We start from the raw sequence: 20,349 nt of genomic DNA, 5'->3' as shown, positions 1-20,349 counted from the left end.
CATGTATTGGATTCGTTAAAAAGCAAAATCAAAATATTGATTTGTTATCTAATATGTATCATAATGCTTTTTTAGGAGCAAGATTATTTTACAGGGTTCGCAAAATAACGAATTCATAACGAGAAAGAAGTGGAGTTCATGATGCTCGGTACGGATGCTAATTCGCTAATCATTTACGAGGCGCTTGCAAGCGAGGCTCGTTTAAATATTGTTCGTTTATTACTGCAGAAGAGAGAGATGCACATCAATGCGCTCGCCGAGGAGCTATATTTGAGCAAAGCCATCGTTAGTACCCATGTGAGTAAGTTACAGAAAGCTGGCATTGTTGGTAGCCGAATGAGGAGAGAAAACGGTGGAACCTATAAATTTTGTTATATCCAGCAAGAATTTATGACGATTAATCTATCGCCAGAGCCAATGGCTGCACCTTACCACGAAGTATCCATTCCCGTAGGGCAATATACGGATTATGAGGCGTGGCCAACATGCGGGATTGCGACGACGACCCAAATCATTGGTCAATACGATACGCCAGCATGCTTCATGGATCCGGATCGGGTGAATGCAGGTATTCTCTGGTTAGCACGCGGGTTTCTCGAATATAAGATTCCTAATTATCTATATAAAGATCAGGCAATCACGGAGATCGAAATCTCACTAGAGCTTGGCTCGGAGGCTCCTCAAGTGAATGAGAACTGGCCGTCGGATATTCGTTTTACGCTGAATGGTCATGCTCTTGGAACGTGGACGAGTCCTGGTGACTTTGGGGATCGCAAGGGCAAGCTTACTCCACAGTGGTGGCATTCCGATGTGAACCAGTATGGTGTACTGAAAGTGCTACGAATCAATGCTGATGGCACGTTTATTGATGGGCAGCGCATTTCGGATACCAAAATAAATGATTTGAATCTCAATAACGCTACATATTGGACGATTGGCTTAAGCCCAGAAGAAGGTGTACCTGGCCGAGGTGGACTTACGTTATTTGGAAAGGGTTTTGGGAACTATAACCAGGACATTTTGATCAGGTACTATTATGAACCAGTAGATGCTAAATAAATGGCTGTGTTAATCTTTTAAGTAAGAATGCATTGGCTTTAAGTCTCTACCGATAAAGTTAGCGGATACAGGCGTTAATTCTAGTTCTCTCGCCCAAACAGAAAGTTGCCCGATATGATGAATTTCGTGGGCAATTAAATGATGTAATATCTCATCTTTGGTATATTCATCTTCATTCCAGTGGACTTTTACCAATCGATCGTTTTTTTCCTCTGAATTGGTCTTTAAGAACTCAACGATTTCAGGTCGTAATGAATTTGAAAGAGCTCTTATCTTCTCAAGTGTTTTATAATTTTCAAAATCAAATATCACATCTTCCTTATCCTGGATACCACGAATCCAACTATATTCAACGTCAATAATGTGAAAAAGAGTGTACAGAATATTCTCTACTCCACCTATGCGGGTTTCTAATAGCTCTGCTGTTGTTAGTTGATGGCACCAGTTAAACCATTCGTCTCTTACTTGCCAGTTGTATTCAAAAAACGTAATCATAATAATCACTCCGATCATAAATTTATCTAAATTGAATGTAGACAGAACCCTAATTATCCAAACGTTTGTTCTTATTTAGATTATATCAAGAATTTATATAACGATCAAAGATCAACACTCACCTTTAACACAGCCAAAAAAATAAATAATATCTAGAATAATATGGAATCATAGGATATATTGGTTATATCCAAATATAAAGGAGCGAATTTTAATGTCTAACAAGGTGATTGTGCTTTAGGTTCACGAAAGGATGATCGGTTCAAGAAATTCCTTTTGTGGACATTGTAATGCGGGAGACCGCCCATCAATGTTTACTGGAGGAGATTATTATTCATTTTAACGAAGCTACTCACATTACCAACATGCATGTACTGCCATTTGCATCCAAGATGTTCGACCTGGAAGGATACACGATTCAACTTATCCCACCTCATGAGGGAGGTCGGAATATCGTGTACTCTTGTGATAAAGAGGGGCATGAATCACTCATTCTTCGTATTTCTTTTTTGCCAGATCGATGCAGGAAGGATTATTTGGCAGAGCTCGAATACGTCCGTTATCTGCATGATCATGGCGCAAGTGTATCTAATGTTGTAAGTTCCAACAAAGGTCATCTACTCGAAGAAATCGTTTATGAAGGACATACATTCTATATTAGCTTGTTTGTAAAAGCCAAAGGGAAGCTGCTTGTAGACAATCATTATCAGTACCGGGAAGGGGTTCCCCTTACCGAGTACTATTATAATTGCGGCAAAGTTCTGGGCAAGATGCATCAGGAATCGAAAAGTTATACGCCCGTTCATCGCAGATATCCATTTCTGGAGAGATACAATACAGAAAAAATCGCGAGCTTAATTCCTGAAGCGTTCCCTCTGCTCAAAGAGAAGATGGCTGAGCTGTTGCAAACCGTTAAGCAATTGGAGTTAGGTCAAGAGAACTTTGGCATGATTCATTTCGATTTTAATGACGGGAACTACGCCATTGATTATGATACCGGTCAGATCACGGTGTATGATTTTGATAATGCTTGTTTTGGCTGGTACATGTTAGACCTTGCATCGATTTGGTCAAACGGCGCTGGCTGGATTCAATTCGAACCAGATGCAGATAAACGTAGACAGTTCATGGACGATTATTTCCAAACCGTACTTGCTGGATATACTTCGGAAACGCACGTTTCGGAAGCGATGCTGGAGAATCTGCCGTTATTCATTCAACTCAATTTGCTGGAGAACATTCTGGATATGTTTGAGGTGATGCAGTATAACGAGCAGGAAGCGGAAGAAGATGATGAACATCTGGCATATCTCATTAAATGTATGGAAGAGGACATACCGTTTAAAGGTTTTTTCCATGAGATGTATTCTCCAGAGTCCCCTTTTGAATATGAGGAAAACTGAACTGAATATGGATGGATTACTTGTAATTCATGATCATGAATGAGTTCATTCAATATGAAGAGGCAGCCGGTGTAGATCGGTTGCCTCTTTTTTGTAGCTTGCTTTGATACAGATATGAATTATGGAGCTAAGGTGCGCTATTCGAATTTGGAAGGAGGGACGTGATACATTTTTTTGAATGCTTTCGAGAAGGTGAAGGGATCGGGATATCCCAGAAATTCAGCGATTTGCTGGATGGTATATTTCTTCTCATACAGATAGTCTCTGGCGCGATTCATTTTAATCTGATTGATGTACTGTCCTGGCGTAATCCCTAAAATTTTCTTGAACAGAGAGATAAAATATTTCTCGGAGACACCCGCAACAGCCGCAAGCTCATTAATCCGGATGGCTCGGTGCAGGTTCGCATCAACGTACTGGAATATGCTCTGAAGAACATCCAAACTTCCTTCGTTTTGTTTAGACTTCCGATTCTGCAGAAATGTACCTGTATACAAGCCTTGCCCATGAAGCTCTAAAATTTTTGCGATGACGAGAAGCAGAGTCGCTTTTAGATAAAGTGGATTACCAGAAGTGCCCTTGCTCTGCTTAAACCGTCGATAGGAAGAGGCAAATAACGAGGTTTCTTCTTGAATCAAGTTGCCAGGTACGATGCCTGGGAGTTGGAATTCACCTAGAATTCGTTTTTGCTCAGCGATACTAAAGTCAAAGTGCATGTACACAAATCGACACAGCTCTTCCGTTGTTGTTGCCATGTAGGGCATATCCGGATAAAAGAATATGACATCGCCAATATTTGCTGTATGTTCGATTCCATCTACGGTTATTTGGACGGAGCCTTCGGTAACAAGCCATAGATCATAGTCAGAATGCGACTTGTGCTCAAACCACTTTCGGTCGTGAGTCTGTTCAAGATAAGAGCTCATCCGGAGTGTGATATGGTCAGAGAGCTCATCGATTACACTCATATTAACTTGATGGGTACGCATCAGATTAATCCTCGCTTTGTTTAACTTTATGACATCCTACAATTTATTCTAATACATAAAAGGATTTGGAGTATTCTTAAAATCATACCATATGACATGTATAGAAAACTATCACACATTCCGATTTTGTGCCACTTTCTTATAATGAACTTATAACGTTACGAGGAGGTTAATACATGAATGACACAACGATGCAGCAACATCCCAAAGTGGTCGTGATTGGCGCTGGTAGCTTGTTTTTTGGTCGTCAGTCCATCTGGCAGATGGTTCATTCCCCATACTTGAATCAGGGTACACTTGCGCTTGTGGATACGGATGAGGAACGTCTCTCGAAAATGGTAACATTGGCTGAAAAGGTAGCGCGGGAGAATAATGTATCTCTTAAGGTGGAGGGATCTGTGGATCGAAGGCAAGTGTTACCGGGGGCAGACTTCGTTGTACTCAGCTTTGCGGAGCAATCGGTGAAGTATCGTGGTATTGATTGTGAGGTTTCTCTGAAATACGGTATTCGGATGTGCTCCGGTGATACGATTGGACCAGGTGGGATCTTTCGAGCTATGCGGGAGCTACCGGTTATTATGGAGTGTGCAAAAGACATTGAAGCCCTATGCCCTGATGCCTGGGTCATTAACTATATTAATCCATCAACGGTTCATGGGATTGCGCTACATCGTTATGCACCACAGCTCAAATCGTTTGCACTCTGCGATAGCCACCATATGCCACACAAGAAGGCCTACTATGCTGTGCGAGCCGGAATCATCGGAGACCATAGCGAATTTACCCAAGAGATCGACCAGAAATTCGATTTCCGTATCGCTGGTGTGAACCACTTTACTTGGCTACTCCAAGCCGAGTTTGAAGGGGAAAATGTGATGCCGAAAATTGCTGAAGCGATGCGCAAGCTGGCAGGGGATGAGAACAACGGCGGCGATCGTGGTGCTAAAGCTCTTTTTAATGATGCGATTACGTACGAGTTGTATAATATTTTCGGAATTATTCCTACATGTACGGCTCACACGAAGGAATATGTTCGATACTGGCAAGGTCACGGCAAGACTGCGGACACGATCCCGCCTTTATCCATCTGGGAGACAGAGGATCGATATCAGCGGCATGACGAAATGTGGCAACAGGTGGATGATTTTCTTGCAGGAAATATCCCGATTGCTGATTACATGAGCACATTCGGTTCAGATCATGCGACAGATATCATCGAGAATATGGTGGGTAATCTGGGCAAGAAGTTCTTCATCAATACTCTCAATCAAGGTGCGGTAACCAATATGAATAAGGATTCATTTTTGGAGCTGTTATGTGACGTGAGTATGGATGGTGTTAAGCCAGTCCATGTAGGCGAGATGCCACGTGGAATAAGAGGTATGCAGGAACTTGTACTGGATACGCATGAGCTTACAGTCGAAGCTGTTCTGGATCAGAGCTACGAGAAGCTGAGAAGGGCGATGCTGACCGACCCGCTGGTGAATTCCATCAGTGATGCAGATAAGATCATACACGAATTGTTAGAACTAGAGCGTGAGATGATTCCGGACGGTTGGTACAATAAAAATTAATGAAGAGACCACGTGAGTTCCTGGAGAGGGAATTACGTGGTCTTTGGTTATGGATCGTTATATATACGTAGTCATAGATATGCCTAGTCCAGTTTTAAGTCACCTCAAACTTTAAACATGCCAGCATTCTCATAGTAATATGAGATAATAAATTCACGAAAGTCCTTAACGGAGGGAGAGAGCCATTTCCGCTTAACCCAAGACAAGCTGATCGGATATACGGAAGCTTCATCTGCAATTTGCATATAGTTCAAGCCCAGATTTCTACATACTGACACGGGAAGCAAGGCCACACCTTGATCAAGTCGGATAATTTCCAGCAACGTATGCGAATCAACCTCAAATGCAAGATTGGGCAGGAAGCCGGCTTTTTCGCACAGCATCGTTGTAAACCGACTGTACTCCTTATTGTCAGCCAGTGAGATAAAGGGCTCCTTCGCAACAACACCTAATGATATGGTCGTCTCGCCACGATAAGCGTGATTCTTAGGTACAGCTAGCACAATGTCTTCTTCAACAAGAACAACACTCTCAATCTCCTCGTCATCAATCGGATGCCCCGTTATCCCCAGATCCATATCACCTTTTTTCAAACTTGTAATAATCTCACTCCGGCTCCCAATGCCTTGCTGAAGCTTGGATTCAGGAGAAGCGTTAATGTAGTCACCAATGAGACCCGTCAGAAATCGAGGATTCGTAATGGAGATTCGGATGGTGCTAGCGATCTGATGTTCCTCTGCTCTAATCTCCATCTCAGCATTCTCAATTTCTAAGAAAATTCGGTTCACATGCTTCAGCAGAATTCTCCCCGACGTATTCAATTCGATCGTTCTTCCTTTGCGGTGAAACAGAGGTGTTCCTAGTTCGTCTTCTAACCGTTTAATGGTTAAGCTCAGTGAAGGCTGGGCTATATTTAGTTGAGCAGCAGCTTTAGATATATGTTCCGTATAGGCTACTGTCTGAAAATATTTGAGTTGAAGCAGCTCCATTTATTCGCACTCCTTATTTATTGTGATAAATATATATAGTTCTTATTATGTATTATATTAAATTTAAACATTGATGTAGAATTTATTTATGAGATAGAGATAAATTTGGATAAGGCAGGTGTCCTTTGATGAAAATCGATGTAAATAACATAGCTAACAATCTGAATACCCCCTTAACGGCTCCGGCTTATCCAATGCCACCGTATAAATTTGTGAATCGCGAATATCTAAATATTATATACCGAACAGATGAGCAAGCTTTGCGAGCTGCAGTACCAGAGCCTTTGCAGATCACAGACCCTCTCGTCAAATTCGAAGTGATGTGGATGCCGGATGTATCTGGACTCGGTGCTTATACGGAAGCAGGGCAAGTCATTCCCGTTCAATTCAATGGTGAGCATGGCGATTATGTGCACTCGATGTATGTAGACAACTTCCCGGCAATTGCCAGTGGTCGAGAGCTTACGGCATATCCGAAAAAGCTGGGTGCACCGAAGCTCTACACGGATTCAGATACACTCGTTGGTACGCTTGATTATGGAACACTTCGTGTCGCAACGGCGACGATGGGTTACAAGCACGTGGAAATGGACAAAGAGGCTGCTAGAAGCGAAATATGTCGTCCGAATTTTATGATCAAGATTGCGACGGACTATAACGGTAATTTGAGAATCTGTGATCTGATCCGCACTCAAATTACGGATATTGAAGTGAAGGAAGCCTGGACAGGGCCTGCCCGGCTTCAACTCTTCGAACATGCATTAGCACCTCTTGCAGATCTGCCTGTATTGGAAGTAGTATCTGCATCCCATATTGTTACCAACCTGACCTTAAATGCTGCACAGCCTTTATATAACTACCTAGAAGAGAAATAAGGAGGAAACACAATCATGAGAATTGCAATTGTAGGAGCAGGATCTTTGGGAACGATCGTCGGAGCTTATCTAGCAGACGGTGGAATGGATGTCGAATTAATTGATGCATATCAGGAGCATGTTGAAGCTTTAAATCAGACAGGTGCCAAAGTGACCGGTACTACAGCGTTTCAGGCTAAAGTAAAAGCCATAACCCCTGAGCAGAAGTCAGGACAATACGATCTCATCCTACTTCTAACGAAACAGTTATATAATGATGCGATTCTACAGGAATTACTTCCATTCTTGAAAGAAGACAGTATCGTATGCTCCCTACAGAACGGGATTCCTGAAGATAAAGTCGCTTCGATTGTTGGGGCACAGCGCGTTATAGCAGGCTCTGTAGAATTTGGCGCAACCTTCATTGAACCTGGCGTGTCGAGTCTGACGACAGAATACACACAGTTCAAGCAGTATGCTTTTCAGATTGGAGAGCTAAATGGTGAAGTTACCGAGAGAATTGAGCGAGTAAAATCCGTTCTAGACCTGGTCGGAGGGACACATATATCGGACAATCTGGTTGGGACAAAATGGTCGAAGCTGTTAATTAATAATGCATTTAGCGGATTATCAGCAGCATTAAACGGAGAATATGGAGATATTATCGACCACGATGCTGGTATTGTGAGTGCAGTTCACATTGCGGATGAGACAATTAAGGTTGGACATGCAAGTGGAGTTCAATTTGTGAAAATGAATGGATTCGATATTGCTTCGCTTGAACTGAACAGTGAGGCAGATATTGCTGCACGAGTTCAAACATTACGTACCGTAATGGAACCTTCAAGACTCCTTAAAGCAAGTATGCTACAGGATCTGGAGAAGAAACGTAAAACCGAGATTGATTATATCAATGGAGTCGTATCCAGTAGAGCGGCAGGTACAGGGGTGGCAACGCCATACAATGACCTAGTTGTTGAACTGGTCAAACAGGCCGAAGAGACACAAACGGTTCCACAGTTCAATAGCAATATCAAAACTTTTGAAGCATTGTTAAATGAGTTACAAGGCAACACGATTTAACATAAATAGCTTGAATGAGCGCATCACCTGTATTGAAACTCTGAAAGACCTTATCAATCAACATCTGGTGAGGTCTTTTTTTGCTATAAGCAGCTTTTAATTATAGACACAAAATAAAATCTACATATATCAAAACGAAGCTGAAATCATGTAGAATAAACAAATGCAAAATCAGATAGATTAAAATCAAGTTTGTATATATTAATTGAGGTGCACAATGAATCGAATATTATTAGTTGAAGATGATGAAAATTTAGTGTTTGGGATGGAGTACACATTAACGAGCGAGGGCTATACCGTAACGGTTGCGGGCAGTCTAGAAGAAGCGAGAAAAGCGTTGAAGGCAGATGTTATAGATATGATTTTATTGGATGTGAATTTGCCTGATGGGTCAGGATACACCTTATGTAGAGAGATTCGGGCAACATCCCCGATTCCGATTATTTTTCTTACTGCTCTGGATGAAGAAGCGAATATTGTTGCCGGGCTTGATCTGGGTGCAGATGACTATATGACAAAGCCCATCCGAACGAAAGAGCTTCTATCTAGAATGAAGGCTGTGCTAAGACGGAATACCAAGGCTAGAGAAGAAGTAAGTGTATGGTTCTCCGATCATATGGAAGTGCGCGTTCTTGAAGGCAATGTGTTTAAGCATAATCAAGAAATTTTGCTAACGGCTATGGAATATCGATTGTTATTAATGCTGATGTCCCACGCCAGACAAATCTGCAGTCGCACAACGATTCTTAGTCATTTATGGGACTCTTCGGGCGACTTCATTGATGATAATACGCTTTCGGTGCATATCCGAAGACTTAGAGAGAAGATAGAGGATGTTCCTGCGGCGCCGCAATATATTCTAACGGTTCGAGGAGTCGGTTACAAATGGAATGCAGATGTGGTTGGGCGATAGATCATGCTTGATGTTCTCCGTAATCCAGAATGGAAGTCTGTTGTTGTTAAAGTCATAGCAGTACAAGTGATATGTGTTGTAACGATGTTCTTTTTTATGAGTTATCAAATGGGACAGATCAATAAGGCGATCATAAATCAGAATGCTGCGCTGATTGGATACGTGTTGAAGCAAGAGCCTCACTTGGAGAATGAGATTATCCATTTCATCACACAGGGAGCCCAAGCGAGCGAAATAGATGAAGGAAAACAAGTGCTCTCACAATACGCATACACAGAGAGTATGCCTGTAGAGAATCAGCCTATTCTATCGAATATTTCGTCGCCAATGCAATCAGCTGCAATTGTTCTGCTGTTTACTGTCGTTCTTATGCTCCTGATCTATTGGGAATACCGTAAGGTATTTAGCAAAATACGTACAATCTCCCAAGCAGCAGAGCAGGTGGTGGAGCAGCAATTCGACAGACCTCTTCCAGAGCATGATGAGGGAGACTTTAGTGCTCTAGGGCGTAGCTTCAATGCCATGGCGGACAGACTCCGTCATAGCTTGGACATGCTGCAACAAGAAAAGGTATTCCTACGTAATCTATTGTCTGATATATCCCATCAATTGAAGACGCCATTGGCATCACTGATCGTATTTAATGAGAATTTGCTAAAGGACGATACGATGAAACCAGAGATGCGGGTGAAGTTTCTAGAAAGAAGTCAACGGCAATTAGAACGAATGGAATGGTTGATTATTAGTTTGTTGAAGCTGGCACGTGTTGAGGCGGGTGCGATTGTTTTTCGGAAGGAGAACGTTCGGATCAGAGAGGTCATTGAGCGCGTGTTACAGTCACTACGTAGTATCTCCGAGCAAAGAGCACAGAAAATCTTTATTGATGACCATGTAGACTTGTCCGTGCACGCAGATGAGGCGTGGCTGACTGAAGCATTCATTAATATTATTAAAAACGCATTGGAACATACACCACCTGAAGGTTGCATTTATATTGAATTTGAGGAGAATACGTTGTTCCAAACGATTAACATCAGAGATGAAGGTGAAGGCATCTCTTCTGAAGATCTGCCGCACATTTTCGAACGGTTCTATCGAGGTTCCGGAACGTCAAAGTCACAGAGTATTGGGATTGGTCTATCCTTATCTAAGTCCATCATCGAAGAACAGGGCGGATTCATTAGTGTTGATAGCACGCCAGGACAAGGAACCGAATTCAGAATCTCATTCAATAAAGCAGATCGATGAGGAAGCTTACGATATCGTAAGCTTCTTCTTCACTTGAATGTAAGCTTCCGTCCGTATAATTACAGACATGGAACGGAACTTAACTCAGGAGGTACTCAGGTGGAAATATTAAAAACCGTAGATTTAACCAAAACGTATGGTAGTGCAGAGACCAAAGTTGAAGCTTTGAAACGTGTGAATTTTTCGGTACAGCAAGGAGAATTCGTTGCAATTGTAGGAGCCAGTGGCTCTGGTAAGAGCTCTCTTCTACATCTTCTCGGTGGGGTCGATCAGCCAACAAGTGGACAGGTTATCATTGATGGAACGGACATCTATAGCAAAAACGAAGCGGAGCTTGCGTTATTCCGCAGACGTAAGATAGGTTTTATTTTTCAATCGTACAATCTTATTCCGGTTTTAACTGCAGAGGAAAATATCCATTTACCGATGTTGTTGGAGAACAAAAAGGTGGATAAAACATACGCATCAGAACTGATGGACATTCTTGGGTTGACGGGGCGCAAACATCATCTCCCTTCTGAAATGTCTGGCGGTCAGCAGCAGAGAACAGCGATTGGACGAGCATTGATTAATAAACCCTCCATTATTTTGGCAGACGAGCCAAGCGGTAATCTAGATAGCAGGAGCAGCAAGGAGATTATGGAGCTATTAACGTTCTCCGTTAAAAAGTATCATCAGACGTTGATTATGATCACACATGATCTCAATATAGCCAAAACGGCAGATCGAGTTGTAACGATTAAAGATGGCGTCCTTTATCAACCTGGTGAGGTGAGTAAGCTTTGAGAAGCTATACAGGCCTCACTGGAAAGTATGTAAAAGTTCAGAAAAAGAGATCGTTGTTAACGATTTTCGGTATTATTCTGTCCGTTACCTTACTAACCTCTATTGGTACGATGGGAATGAGTTACTGGGATAAGACCGTCAGGCAGACCATCCGTGACTTTGGAAATTACCACGTTTCCATGAACAATATCCCGGGAGATGCGGTTAACAAGATAGAGAACAATACGACCGTGGGAAGTGCAGGGGTCGCAAGTAGAGAAGGATATGCCATCATTCGTGAGTCTAAGGAGAAAGAGAAAAAAGAAGACCCGAACGCAGCACCATATCGCTACTTGAATGTCAAAGGATATGATGCAAAAGCGCTGGACATGCTTCAAGTGAAGCTGGATTCAGGGCGTCTGCCTACGAAGCAGAATGAAATTATCCTTTCGGCCTCCAGTTTGAGTTATTTTCCAGTCAAACCGCAACTGGGCGAGAGTATTAGCCTTAACCTTGGAATTCGTAAAGAGGCTTCTACAGGTAAAGAACTTCAAATAAGCGGCTTAGGCGATTTTGGCTGGGGGCTTGACGAAGCGTTTGAGGCACAATCGGAACAACAATACACGGTCGTCGGCTATATGAAGCGCCCAAGTACAGGTGATTGGTCTTCCCGATACATTTTTCCTGCTATCACGTATGATGATCACCAGAATATTGACCAGAACAAGAAGTATTTCGTATATGTGCAGATGAAATCGTTGGATCATATCGAAGAGAAGACGGATAATATGATCGCTGCCTTGCAGCTCGGTCATGCCGAAAAGGATACCGCTAAGCAACTGGACAAAGACAATGACCTGAAGGATATTGGAATTGAATACAATAATGAACTGCTTAAATTGTACGGGAAAAGTACCTATGAAGGGGTCAACCTTAGCTTAAGCCTGGCTATTGCTGCGGTTATTGCGATCGTGATGATATCTACTATTGCTGTTATTTATAATACATTTCATATCTCCGTTCTCGAACGAATCTCGCAGTTTGGTATGCTGAGATGTATAGGAGCTACGCCAGCTCAAATTCGCAAAATCGTATTGCAGGAGGCGGCATTACTTAGCTTAATTGGCATACCGATTGGACTTCTGATGGGCACGTTATTTATGAAGGTACTCTTCTATAATATCAGCTTGATCGCACTCGGCTTCTTAAATGATATGAGAATGGTGATCTCTGTCCCGATCTTAATCGTAGCGGCTTTGCTCGGTTTGCTCAGTGTATACTTCTCGGCCATAGGTCCAGCCAAATTAGCTGCCCGTGTATCCCCACTCGAAGCACTTAAGAGCACAGGGAAGGTTGAACAAGTCGCCAAGGTTAAGACATCGCATGTTGCGCAGAAGCTGTTTGGTATCATCGGACAATTTGCCAGTCGTAATCTAAAGCGGAATAAGAAGAGGTTCAGAATTACAGCTTTATCGATGATTATTAGCATCGTATTGTTCATCGTATTTAGTGGATTGGTCGATTTCATGCGTCAGAACACCCAGGTCTCTGGTGCACAGTATTCGTACTCTTTATCCTATGACAACCTTGCTGGCCAAATGGACGATATGGTATATGAGCATATTGCAGGCCTTGATGCGGTAGATCATGCCTATAAGTTTTACAACAGTCAGGTGGCTGCGATCATCCCAGAAGATAAGATTAATCCGGAGTATATGGCGCTGAATGGAGGGCGATATGTTGTTGCAGAGGACGAAGGGTACCGAACCGATAACAACTTCTTAACCTCGTATGGAGATAACGGACTGGAAGCGCTAGAAGCAAAACTTGTCGCTGGAAAAATAGACAAAGATACGATGAACCAGGAGAACGGAGTTATTGTTCAACAAAGAATACGTCTGTTCACAGACGACGGCAAAGAAAAGATTCTGGATCAAACAGAGTTCAAGGTAGGGGATCATATTCGGATTAGAGATATGAATTCTCACGGATATCAGACTGTAACTGTAGTCGGAATTGTTAATCAGGATCTGCTTTCAATGGAGTATAATAGCAGCCAAGTTGTTACCTTCATCACGACTCCAAAAGTGTACAAGCAGATCACTGGCCATGATGACTATTCTAGAATCTTTATCCTGGCGAATCCTAAACTTTCGAATAAACCGATAACCGATTATCTTCAATCCTTGAGTGAAAAGGATGCGGGATTCAACTACAATGATCACGTGACGGAAATTGCACAAGCTCACAACGATGCCATGACGTTAAGTATCATTTTATACGGATTTATCGGTGTTATTGTAGTTATTGCATTATTGAATATTGTGAACACGGTAAGTACGAATCTGATTCTACGTACCAAAGAATTTGCTGTACTTAAAGCCATTGGCATGACTCAGCGAGAGTTGAAGAAAATGATTATCCTTGAGGGTGTGTTCTATGGTTTGTTTGCGGCTACGATAGGAACGATTCTGGGCACTGTTCTACATTATGGAATACATGCGCTCTTCTCAGGTGCAGTTGATACAGCGTGGAGCATGCCATGGTTAAGTATAGGCATTGCTTTTGTTGGAGCAGTGGTTGCGACGTTGCTTGCAACGATCTGGCCATTGCATCGATTGAACAGAGTGAATATCGTAGAGGCTCTTCGCACTGAGAATTAGGAGAAGGCATTTGCGCAGACCATAAAGATACTAGAAAGGTATCAGAAAGACATCGTCGAAAATCATAGAAACATCGATGTACTATGTGAGTCTCACAGAGCCGGATCACCGTTGATCCGGCTATTTTATTTGTTAAACGATAGGAAGAGTGATGGCTCACCATTCCCAGTGTATTAAGTCAAGTTATACAATGATTTCCCTAACATTTTACAAAAAAAGATGGTTATTTTGATATAATAGTTACTTGAATCAATTTCATAACTCAATGATATTATGAAATTGATTTACTTGTTGTTGCTTTCTTGTGATTTACATCATTCGGGGGAGATTGGGTATGCGGAAGCTACGTTGGGAAGTTGTTATGGCTATTATCGGATTTTGGTTTGTGTTGTTCATGACTTGGAATGAATATTCGAAAGTTCTAACGATAAGTGTTGTCTTGACGGGTATATTTATCGCGTATTTTCGGATTCATTGGTATCCATTGGGATTCGATAAGAACATTGAACGGGTCGAGTCTTATTTGCGAAATCAGCAAAATACACCTGGGGTGTACATCAATTATGTTCTAGCCAATAAGCTGGATGACAAAGCAGAGATCGTCATGGAGCAGATATTACTCAAATATAAACAGAAAGCATCACAAGCCCCGTTCAAGGCAGCTTATGGATTTTATAACAAGGACTTGAATGCTATTCGGGAAGCTATCCCTCATATTCGTTGGTCCGATTACCGGGCATATTATGAAACGTATCTTCTGATGGAAGAGGACAACAGCGAGCAAGCGCGAGAACGACTGAAGTCCATCAAGAAACATTGGATGAGATCCGCGCTACTAGGAGGAATTGAACTCAAAGCGGGTCGACGAGATCTTGCCATACAGCTTGCAAAGGAAGCCCTTCATGTCTCGAAAGGGGTTCATCATTATGTGCTCTATAAGGAATACGAAAGGTTATATCCAGAAGTTGTTAAGACCGTTTCATAGACACGACATTTAAGTATTGAAAGTAGCGTGGTCACTTATGAACATAGAGCAGATTATGCAAGATTTAGTCCATCATAATGTGTTACACTCTGTAGCTATTCCAGCCAGGCGATTGAGTGGAGGTACAGTGAGTGAGTTATATCTTATAGAACGCACAGATGGTCATCCATATGTCGTGAAAATAAATGAGCCTCGAGTGGTTAAGTTTGAATCGATCTACCTGAACCATTATCAATCATCAAACTTACTCCCGAAGCTTACGTTTCTTGAACCTTCGAATACGTATCTCGTATATTCATTTATCACCGGTTCAACGGATTATCCTGATGGGAATAAAACAGAGATATTGCAGACGCTTGTTCATGGGCTTATTAATAATTATAAGCAGGTAAGCGCTGAGCAAGGCTGGGGATGGGTGGATCAACCGAGTAAATCATGGCGTGATTTTCTGGAAGATGAACGCTCTGCAAAATCAAAAATGATCGGTGTGCATTTAGGTGATAAAGATCATGAACTTATATGTAATCTGGTACAGAGCATAGAGGAAGAGAAAGAAGCATTTTTATTGCACGGAGATTGTGGCGTACATAACTTTATATTTGAGGGTGGGCGCTTAAAGGGTGTGATTGACCCTACACCTGTTATTGGAGATCCTTTGTATGATGTGATTTATGCATTTTGTTCATCTCCAGATGATCTAACGATAGAAACATTTCATTTAATCTTAGATCAGGTTCGCTTCAAAAGGGAGGCATCCGTAACGACGATTTACGAGAAAGTTCTCATCGGCTTATACCTGAGAATTGGAACTGCCATCAAACATCATCCGAGCGATCTGGATTCATATCTGCTATCTTGGCAGTATTGGAGGGCAATTGTAACCCAGTGCAAGAATAGGGAGGCTTAGAGTCATGATCAAATTGACTAGAGATGGGAAATACGCCATGACGATTCGCTTCGATCTACATGGTGTTAATGATCTTATTGAAGCGTTTCAGAATGCACTAAATGGCGCTCAGGGCAACATTGAACTAGACGAACCAGCGATGGTTGGAAATAAGAAAATTCAGAAGTTGACCTTCTCCTGTCACAATGAACAGGATCAACTAAGCTATGATGTATCTAGCCTTATTTTTGAATTGGAAGATGAAGTTTTAGAATATAATCTGGGTCGATTAGAAGAGTGTATTGAAAGTCTACAATTTGCTCCAGCTGAACTCTGTGAAGTGCGCTTTGGCAAGATTAATATGACGATTTACGGTATTTTGGAAAACTCTTATGAAAAGGGTATATAGCCCAAAAGTAGTGATAAAAAATTAATCATTAATAATGAATGGATAATAATGACATTGACATCTTCAGCTTTTTCCAAAATAATAGAGTTTAATTGAATACTGGTACCTTTAATTCAGTCCAGAGAGGCTGGCAAGGGCAGCGGATTTTATAATCACGCAGGAATCGGGGCATATCCATCAGGGATGCTCTGTGTCTTCGCGCGGATTATAATGCAAGAAGAGGCTACTTGTCAGTGTATAACTTGACGAGTAGCCTCTTTTTTCTGCTTTTTTTATGGTATCAGAACACTTTATTTTGGAGGTATTCTGATGAGCAAACAAGATCAAGAATTTTCATGGCAAGAGGTACCAAGGACGCAACGAAATCATTTTTGGAAGACGTTATCCGTTATGCTTGGGTTCACATTTTTCTCAGCAAGTATGTTGGCAGGGGGAACCCTGGGTGTCAGTCTGTCATTCATGGAATTCATTGGCATTGTACTCGCGGGTAACCTAGTACTCGGGATCTACACAGGAGCGTTGGCACATATTGCTGCCAAAACAGGATTGTCCACGCACTTACTTGCAAAATATGCGTTTGGTGCGAAAGGGTCGTATCTTCCATCATTTCTGCTTGGATTTACACAGGTTGGATGGTTCGGTGTCGGTGTAGCGATGTTTGCCATCCCGGTCGCTAAAGCGATGGACTGGAACGTATATCTGTTGATCATTGTGTTTGGTCTTGCGATGACTGCATCTGCTATTTATGGTATGAAGTCATTGATCATTCTTGGTTATATTGCAGTTCCAGCAATTGCTATTCTGGGTAGCTACTCCATGTTTGAAGGAGCTAACACGTTAGGCGGTTTGCAGGGATTACTTGACTACACACCAACACAGACGCTTACTGCGGCGGCAGCATTGACGATCTGCATTGGCTCATTTATTAGCGGTGGAACATTAACGCCCGATTTTGCTCGATTCTCCCGTACTTCCAAACAAGCGGTTACGGCGACAGTTATTGCATTCTTCTTGGGGAACTCACTCATGTTTCTATTTGGAGCTGTAGGAGCGATGGCTTACAATCTAGCAGATATCTCAGAAGTTATGTTCCTGCAAGGACTGATCATCCCAGCAATTATCGTTCTGGGTCTGAATATCTGGACGACTAATGATAATGCGCTATATGCTTCTGGGCTCGGGTTTGCCAACATCACCAAAATATCGAAGAAATTCTTCGTTATTGTTAATGGTATCGTAGGTACAGTGTTTGCCATGTGGATGTATAATAACTTCGTTGGTTTCCTGAATGTGCTGGGTGCAGCTGTTCCATCGATCGGAGCCATTATTATTGCAGACTACTTTATTGTGAAACGTAGATCGTATACACCTTTTGCTGAAATGAACTTCAAAAATGTAAACTGGATAGCAATGATTGCTTGGGCCATCGGCGTTGCATTTGCACAGCTTGCACCAGGGGTAACACCACTGAACGCATTGCTCGGAACAGCAGTAGCCTATGTCCTGCTCATGATGACTGTTCCAGCGAAAGAAAACAAAGAAAAGGGGAATTTAAATGATTATACAGAACGCAAAATTGCGGGGTAAAGAAGGCCTTTGGAATATTGTGGTAAAAGACGGAAGGTTTGTGCAGATCACAGAAACGCTGGAGACGATTGCTAATGACGAAGTCATTAATGTCAACGGCTCACTTGTACTGCCACCATTTATTGAACCGCATATCCATCTGGATACAACACTTACGGCAGGGGAGCCAGAGTGGAATCTAAGTGGTACGCTATTCGAAGGGATTCAACGTTGGTCTGAGCGCAAGGCCTTCTTAACTCATGAAGATGTCAAAACCCGTTCCAAAACAGCATTGAAATGGCAACTGGCTCAAGGCATCCAGCATGTGCGGACACATGTCGATGTGACTGATCCAAGCTTAATTGCAGTAAAGGCGATGCTTGAAGTAAAAGAAGAAATGGCTCCATATATGGACATCCAGCTTGTTGCTTTCCCGCAGGAAGGTATTCACTCGTATCCAAACGGCGCGGAATTGCTGGAAGAGTCACTCAAAATGGGCGTTGATGTGGTTGGCGGCATTCCGCATTTTGAATTCACACGTGAATATGGTGTTGATTCCATGAAAGTCGCGTTTGATCTTGCTGAGAAATATGACCGACTGATCGATATTCACTGTGATGAGATCGATGATGAGCAATCTCGATTCATAGAGGTTGTGGCGAAGGAAGCTTACGAACGAGGACTAGGCTCCCGAACTACGGCTAGCCACACAACCGCGATGGGGTCATATAATGATGCTTATACGTATAAATTGTTCCGCCTATTGAAGATGGCTGATCTGAACTTTGTGTCCAACCCACTCGTTAACATTCACTTGCAAGGACGCTTTGACACGTATCCGAAGAGAAGAGGACTGACTCGGGTGAAGGAGCTTCAGGAAGCGGGCTTGAATGTATGTTTCGGTCATGATGATATCTTCGATCCATGGTACCCACTGGGTACAGGCAACATGCTTCAGGTGCTGCATATGGGCATCCATGCTTCACAGTTGCTCGGATATGATCAGATCGTGAATTCAATCGATCTTATTACGAGCAATAGTGCAAGAACGCTGCATATTGAGGATGTATACGGTATTGAGGAAGGTAAACCTGCCAATTTCATCGTGCTTGAAGCAGAGAATGAATATGAAGCCATTCGTAAACAAGCCGGTGTGCTGTATTCCTTCAGAAATGGTCGTAAAATCGCAGAGACGAAGCCGCGGGAAACGTCCATTCTATTTGATGGTGTTTCTGAAAAGGTTACCTTCAACAAATAATAAATATGGCCTGATTATGGTTGAAATAGAGTCACCACTATTTTAGTTAATCACCTTTTAGGTATATCCCCTTTAGTAGACAAGAGAAAAGTCAATGTTAAGACGGACTTCATCTTGCTACGAAAGGGGATTTTTTATGGCCAAAAAGGAAGTTTTCAATCATTAATTATCAGTGAGCGTTATACTAACAGATATCCTCGTATGTTAGAATAAGTGATAGTCTAACGGATGGTTAATGGGGGAAGAACAGTGAACAAAACGGAAAGGCAGCTTGCAATAACGCTCGAACTTCAGCGCAGTAATAAGATGTTGAGAGCGGAGGATTTGGCTATTCAATTCGAGACTAGTGTAAGAACGATATATCGAGATATGCAGGCTTTGAGTGAAGTGGGAGTGCCTATTTTTGGAGCCCCTGGACAAGGTTATGCCTTGATGGATGGGTATTTTCTCCCACCAGTTACCTTTACTGCGGAAGAGGCTGTAACACTACTGTTGGGTACGGATTTTATCTCACAGAGGCTTGATAACAAATACAGTGATGTAGTTGAACAAGTACAACGAAAGATTGAAGCCGTTTTGCCTGAAGGGGTACGTGAGGAGTCGACGCGTATACGCGAAACGATGAGAGTGATTCATGCGGGTGAACCGCAGATCGACAATAAGGTCAAGAGCTACTTAAGTCAGGTACGTCAAGCTATTTTGGAAAGACGAAAAATACGTATGACCTATCTGAAAAAAATAGCTGATTCTGATGGAACTCGTAAGAGCATGCGAGAGGTTGATCCTTACGGTTTATCACTTGTTCAAGGAAATTGGACGTTGATCGGACGTTGTGAGACCCGTAAGGATATTCGACACTTTCGTTTGTCACGAATGACAGAACTGGTTGTGTTGGAATCACATTATGTTATGCCGCCGGAATTTCATCTTAGTAGCTATCGTCCACAGAATAAGAGAAATCAACGAATAACGGTTAGAGCGAATGTTGAAATAGCTGACAAAATCGCGGAGACGGGTCACTTTTATATCGAGGCTATTGAGAAAAAGGACGATAGTCTTCTGGTAACTTATCGTGTCCACGATCCAGAAGAGTTGGTACCCTATATCTTAGGCTGGGGAGGAGACGTCGAGGTGATCGAACCCCAATCTGTATGTGAACGAATACAAGAAGAGGCCAACCGAATTCTAAATCGCTACCGAACCATCTGAT

The 20,349-nt window shown here is 42.3% G+C and carries 18 protein-coding genes; 15 read left to right on the top strand and 3 right to left on the bottom strand.

The window, feature by feature from the left end; genetic code table 11:
- Nucleotides 1–138: 138 nt before the first annotated feature.
- Nucleotides 139–1,059, top strand: a complete 921-nt coding sequence (locus tag J2T19_RS04280; RefSeq protein ID WP_307214022.1) for an ArsR/SmtB family transcription factor — start codon at nucleotides 139–141, stop codon at nucleotides 1,057–1,059.
- Nucleotides 1,060–1,068: 9 nt separating this feature from the next.
- Here J2T19_RS04280 and J2T19_RS04275 read toward each other — a convergent pair whose 3' ends face one another.
- Nucleotides 1,069–1,554, bottom strand: coding sequence for a DinB family protein (locus J2T19_RS04275; RefSeq protein WP_307213515.1), 486 nt, complete (start codon nucleotides 1,552–1,554; stop codon nucleotides 1,069–1,071).
- 278 nt (nucleotides 1,555–1,832) lie between these two features.
- Here J2T19_RS04275 and J2T19_RS04270 point away from each other — a divergent pair, with 278 nt between their 5' ends.
- On the top strand, nucleotides 1,833–2,957 hold the full coding sequence (locus J2T19_RS04270) for a phosphotransferase enzyme family protein (RefSeq protein WP_307213513.1): 1,125 nt from the start codon (nucleotides 1,833–1,835) through the stop codon (nucleotides 2,955–2,957).
- A 137-nt stretch (nucleotides 2,958–3,094) separates the two neighbouring features.
- On the opposite strand, the gene J2T19_RS04265 is transcribed toward J2T19_RS04270, so the two are convergent.
- Nucleotides 3,095–3,925, bottom strand: a complete 831-nt coding sequence (locus J2T19_RS04265) for an AraC family transcriptional regulator (protein ID WP_307213511.1) — start codon at nucleotides 3,923–3,925, stop codon at nucleotides 3,095–3,097.
- Between the two features lie 197 nt (nucleotides 3,926–4,122).
- Between J2T19_RS04265 and J2T19_RS04260 the strand changes: the two genes are divergently transcribed.
- A complete protein-coding gene (locus J2T19_RS04260) occupies nucleotides 4,123–5,520 on the top strand; it encodes a family 4 glycosyl hydrolase (protein WP_307213509.1) in 1,398 nt (465 codons plus the stop codon).
- Between the two features lie 104 nt (nucleotides 5,521–5,624).
- On the opposite strand, the gene J2T19_RS04255 is transcribed toward J2T19_RS04260, so the two are convergent.
- Complete coding sequence (locus J2T19_RS04255) at nucleotides 5,625–6,509, bottom strand: LysR family transcriptional regulator (protein ID WP_307213508.1); 885 nt, start codon at nucleotides 6,507–6,509, stop codon at nucleotides 5,625–5,627.
- A gap of 128 nt (nucleotides 6,510–6,637) precedes the next feature.
- Here J2T19_RS04255 and J2T19_RS04250 point away from each other — a divergent pair, with 128 nt between their 5' ends.
- From J2T19_RS04250 to J2T19_RS04195, 12 genes are all read left to right on the top strand, one after another.
- The gene (locus J2T19_RS04250) at nucleotides 6,638–7,384 is read left to right on the top strand and encodes an acetoacetate decarboxylase (RefSeq protein WP_307213506.1); all 747 of its coding nucleotides are present in this window, start codon (nucleotides 6,638–6,640) and stop codon (nucleotides 7,382–7,384) included.
- A 15-nt stretch (nucleotides 7,385–7,399) separates the two neighbouring features.
- A complete protein-coding gene (locus J2T19_RS04245) occupies nucleotides 7,400–8,446 on the top strand; it encodes a ketopantoate reductase family protein (protein WP_307213504.1) in 1,047 nt (348 codons plus the stop codon).
- A gap of 217 nt (nucleotides 8,447–8,663) precedes the next feature.
- On the top strand, nucleotides 8,664–9,359 hold the full coding sequence (locus tag J2T19_RS04240) for a response regulator transcription factor (RefSeq protein WP_307213502.1): 696 nt from the start codon (nucleotides 8,664–8,666) through the stop codon (nucleotides 9,357–9,359).
- 3 nt (nucleotides 9,360–9,362) lie between these two features.
- Nucleotides 9,363–10,607, top strand: a complete 1,245-nt coding sequence (locus tag J2T19_RS04235; protein ID WP_307213500.1) for a HAMP domain-containing sensor histidine kinase — start codon at nucleotides 9,363–9,365, stop codon at nucleotides 10,605–10,607.
- Between the two features lie 99 nt (nucleotides 10,608–10,706).
- A complete protein-coding gene (locus J2T19_RS04230; RefSeq protein WP_307213498.1) occupies nucleotides 10,707–11,393 on the top strand; it encodes an ABC transporter ATP-binding protein in 687 nt (228 codons plus the stop codon).
- Complete coding sequence (locus tag J2T19_RS04225) at nucleotides 11,390–14,035, top strand: ABC transporter permease (RefSeq protein ID WP_307213496.1); 2,646 nt, start codon at nucleotides 11,390–11,392, stop codon at nucleotides 14,033–14,035. Before J2T19_RS04230 ends, J2T19_RS04225 begins: the two co-directional genes overlap by 4 nt.
- A 334-nt stretch (nucleotides 14,036–14,369) precedes the next feature.
- Nucleotides 14,370–15,020: a hypothetical protein gene (locus J2T19_RS04220; protein ID WP_307213494.1), complete on the top strand. Its 651-nt coding sequence runs from the start codon at nucleotides 14,370–14,372 to the stop codon at nucleotides 15,018–15,020.
- Between the two features lie 37 nt (nucleotides 15,021–15,057).
- On the top strand, nucleotides 15,058–15,927 hold the full coding sequence (locus J2T19_RS04215; protein ID WP_307213492.1) for a phosphotransferase family protein: 870 nt from the start codon (nucleotides 15,058–15,060) through the stop codon (nucleotides 15,925–15,927).
- A 4-nt stretch (nucleotides 15,928–15,931) separates the two neighbouring features.
- Entirely contained in the window at nucleotides 15,932–16,315 is a 384-nt protein-coding gene (locus J2T19_RS04210) for a hypothetical protein (protein ID WP_307213489.1), read from the top strand.
- A 309-nt stretch (nucleotides 16,316–16,624) separates the two neighbouring features.
- Entirely contained in the window at nucleotides 16,625–17,902 is a 1,278-nt protein-coding gene (gene codB / locus J2T19_RS04205) for a cytosine permease (RefSeq protein ID WP_307213488.1), read from the top strand.
- On the top strand, nucleotides 17,871–19,139 hold the full coding sequence (locus J2T19_RS04200; RefSeq protein WP_307213486.1) for a cytosine deaminase: 1,269 nt from the start codon (nucleotides 17,871–17,873) through the stop codon (nucleotides 19,137–19,139). The genes codB and J2T19_RS04200 overlap by 32 nt, the downstream gene beginning before the upstream one ends.
- A 249-nt stretch (nucleotides 19,140–19,388) precedes the next feature.
- Entirely contained in the window at nucleotides 19,389–20,348 is a 960-nt protein-coding gene (locus J2T19_RS04195; protein ID WP_307213484.1) for a helix-turn-helix transcriptional regulator, read from the top strand.
- The last annotated feature ends 1 nt before the right edge of the window (nucleotide 20,349 follow it).

Source organism: Paenibacillus tundrae (assembly GCF_030812775.1).
GTDB lineage: Bacteria > Bacillota > Bacilli > Paenibacillales > Paenibacillaceae > Paenibacillus > Paenibacillus tundrae_A.
Note: the sequence above shows the minus strand (reverse complement) of the source record. Positions and strands in the feature narration are given on the sequence as shown.

Excerpts from the sequence above, each read along its gene's own strand:
- J2T19_RS04215 (WP_307213492.1), top strand. The coding sequence starts at position 15,058 with ATGAACATAGAGCAGATTATGCAAGATTTAGTCCATCATAATGTGTTA.
- J2T19_RS04240 (WP_307213502.1), top strand. The coding sequence starts at position 8,664 with ATGAATCGAATATTATTAGTTGAAGATGATGAAAATTTAGTGTTTGGG.
- J2T19_RS04200 (WP_307213486.1), top strand. The coding sequence starts at position 17,871 with ATGATTATACAGAACGCAAAATTGCGGGGTAAAGAAGGCCTTTGGAAT.
- J2T19_RS04250 (WP_307213506.1), top strand. The coding sequence starts at position 6,638 with ATGAAAATCGATGTAAATAACATAGCTAACAATCTGAATACCCCCTTA.
- J2T19_RS04275 (WP_307213515.1), bottom strand. The coding sequence starts at position 1,554 with ATGATTACGTTTTTTGAATACAACTGGCAAGTAAGAGACGAATGGTTT.
- J2T19_RS04280 (WP_307214022.1), top strand. The coding sequence starts at position 139 with ATGATGCTCGGTACGGATGCTAATTCGCTAATCATTTACGAGGCGCTT.
- J2T19_RS04265 (WP_307213511.1), bottom strand. The coding sequence starts at position 3,925 with ATGAGTGTAATCGATGAGCTCTCTGACCATATCACACTCCGGATGAGC.
- J2T19_RS04260 (WP_307213509.1), top strand. The coding sequence starts at position 4,123 with ATGAATGACACAACGATGCAGCAACATCCCAAAGTGGTCGTGATTGGC.
- J2T19_RS04220 (WP_307213494.1), top strand. The coding sequence starts at position 14,370 with ATGCGGAAGCTACGTTGGGAAGTTGTTATGGCTATTATCGGATTTTGG.
- codB (WP_307213488.1), top strand. The coding sequence starts at position 16,625 with ATGAGCAAACAAGATCAAGAATTTTCATGGCAAGAGGTACCAAGGACG.
- J2T19_RS04210 (WP_307213489.1), top strand. The coding sequence starts at position 15,932 with ATGATCAAATTGACTAGAGATGGGAAATACGCCATGACGATTCGCTTC.
- J2T19_RS04255 (WP_307213508.1), bottom strand. The coding sequence starts at position 6,509 with ATGGAGCTGCTTCAACTCAAATATTTTCAGACAGTAGCCTATACGGAA.
- J2T19_RS04245 (WP_307213504.1), top strand. The coding sequence starts at position 7,400 with ATGAGAATTGCAATTGTAGGAGCAGGATCTTTGGGAACGATCGTCGGA.
- J2T19_RS04235 (WP_307213500.1), top strand. The coding sequence starts at position 9,363 with ATGCTTGATGTTCTCCGTAATCCAGAATGGAAGTCTGTTGTTGTTAAA.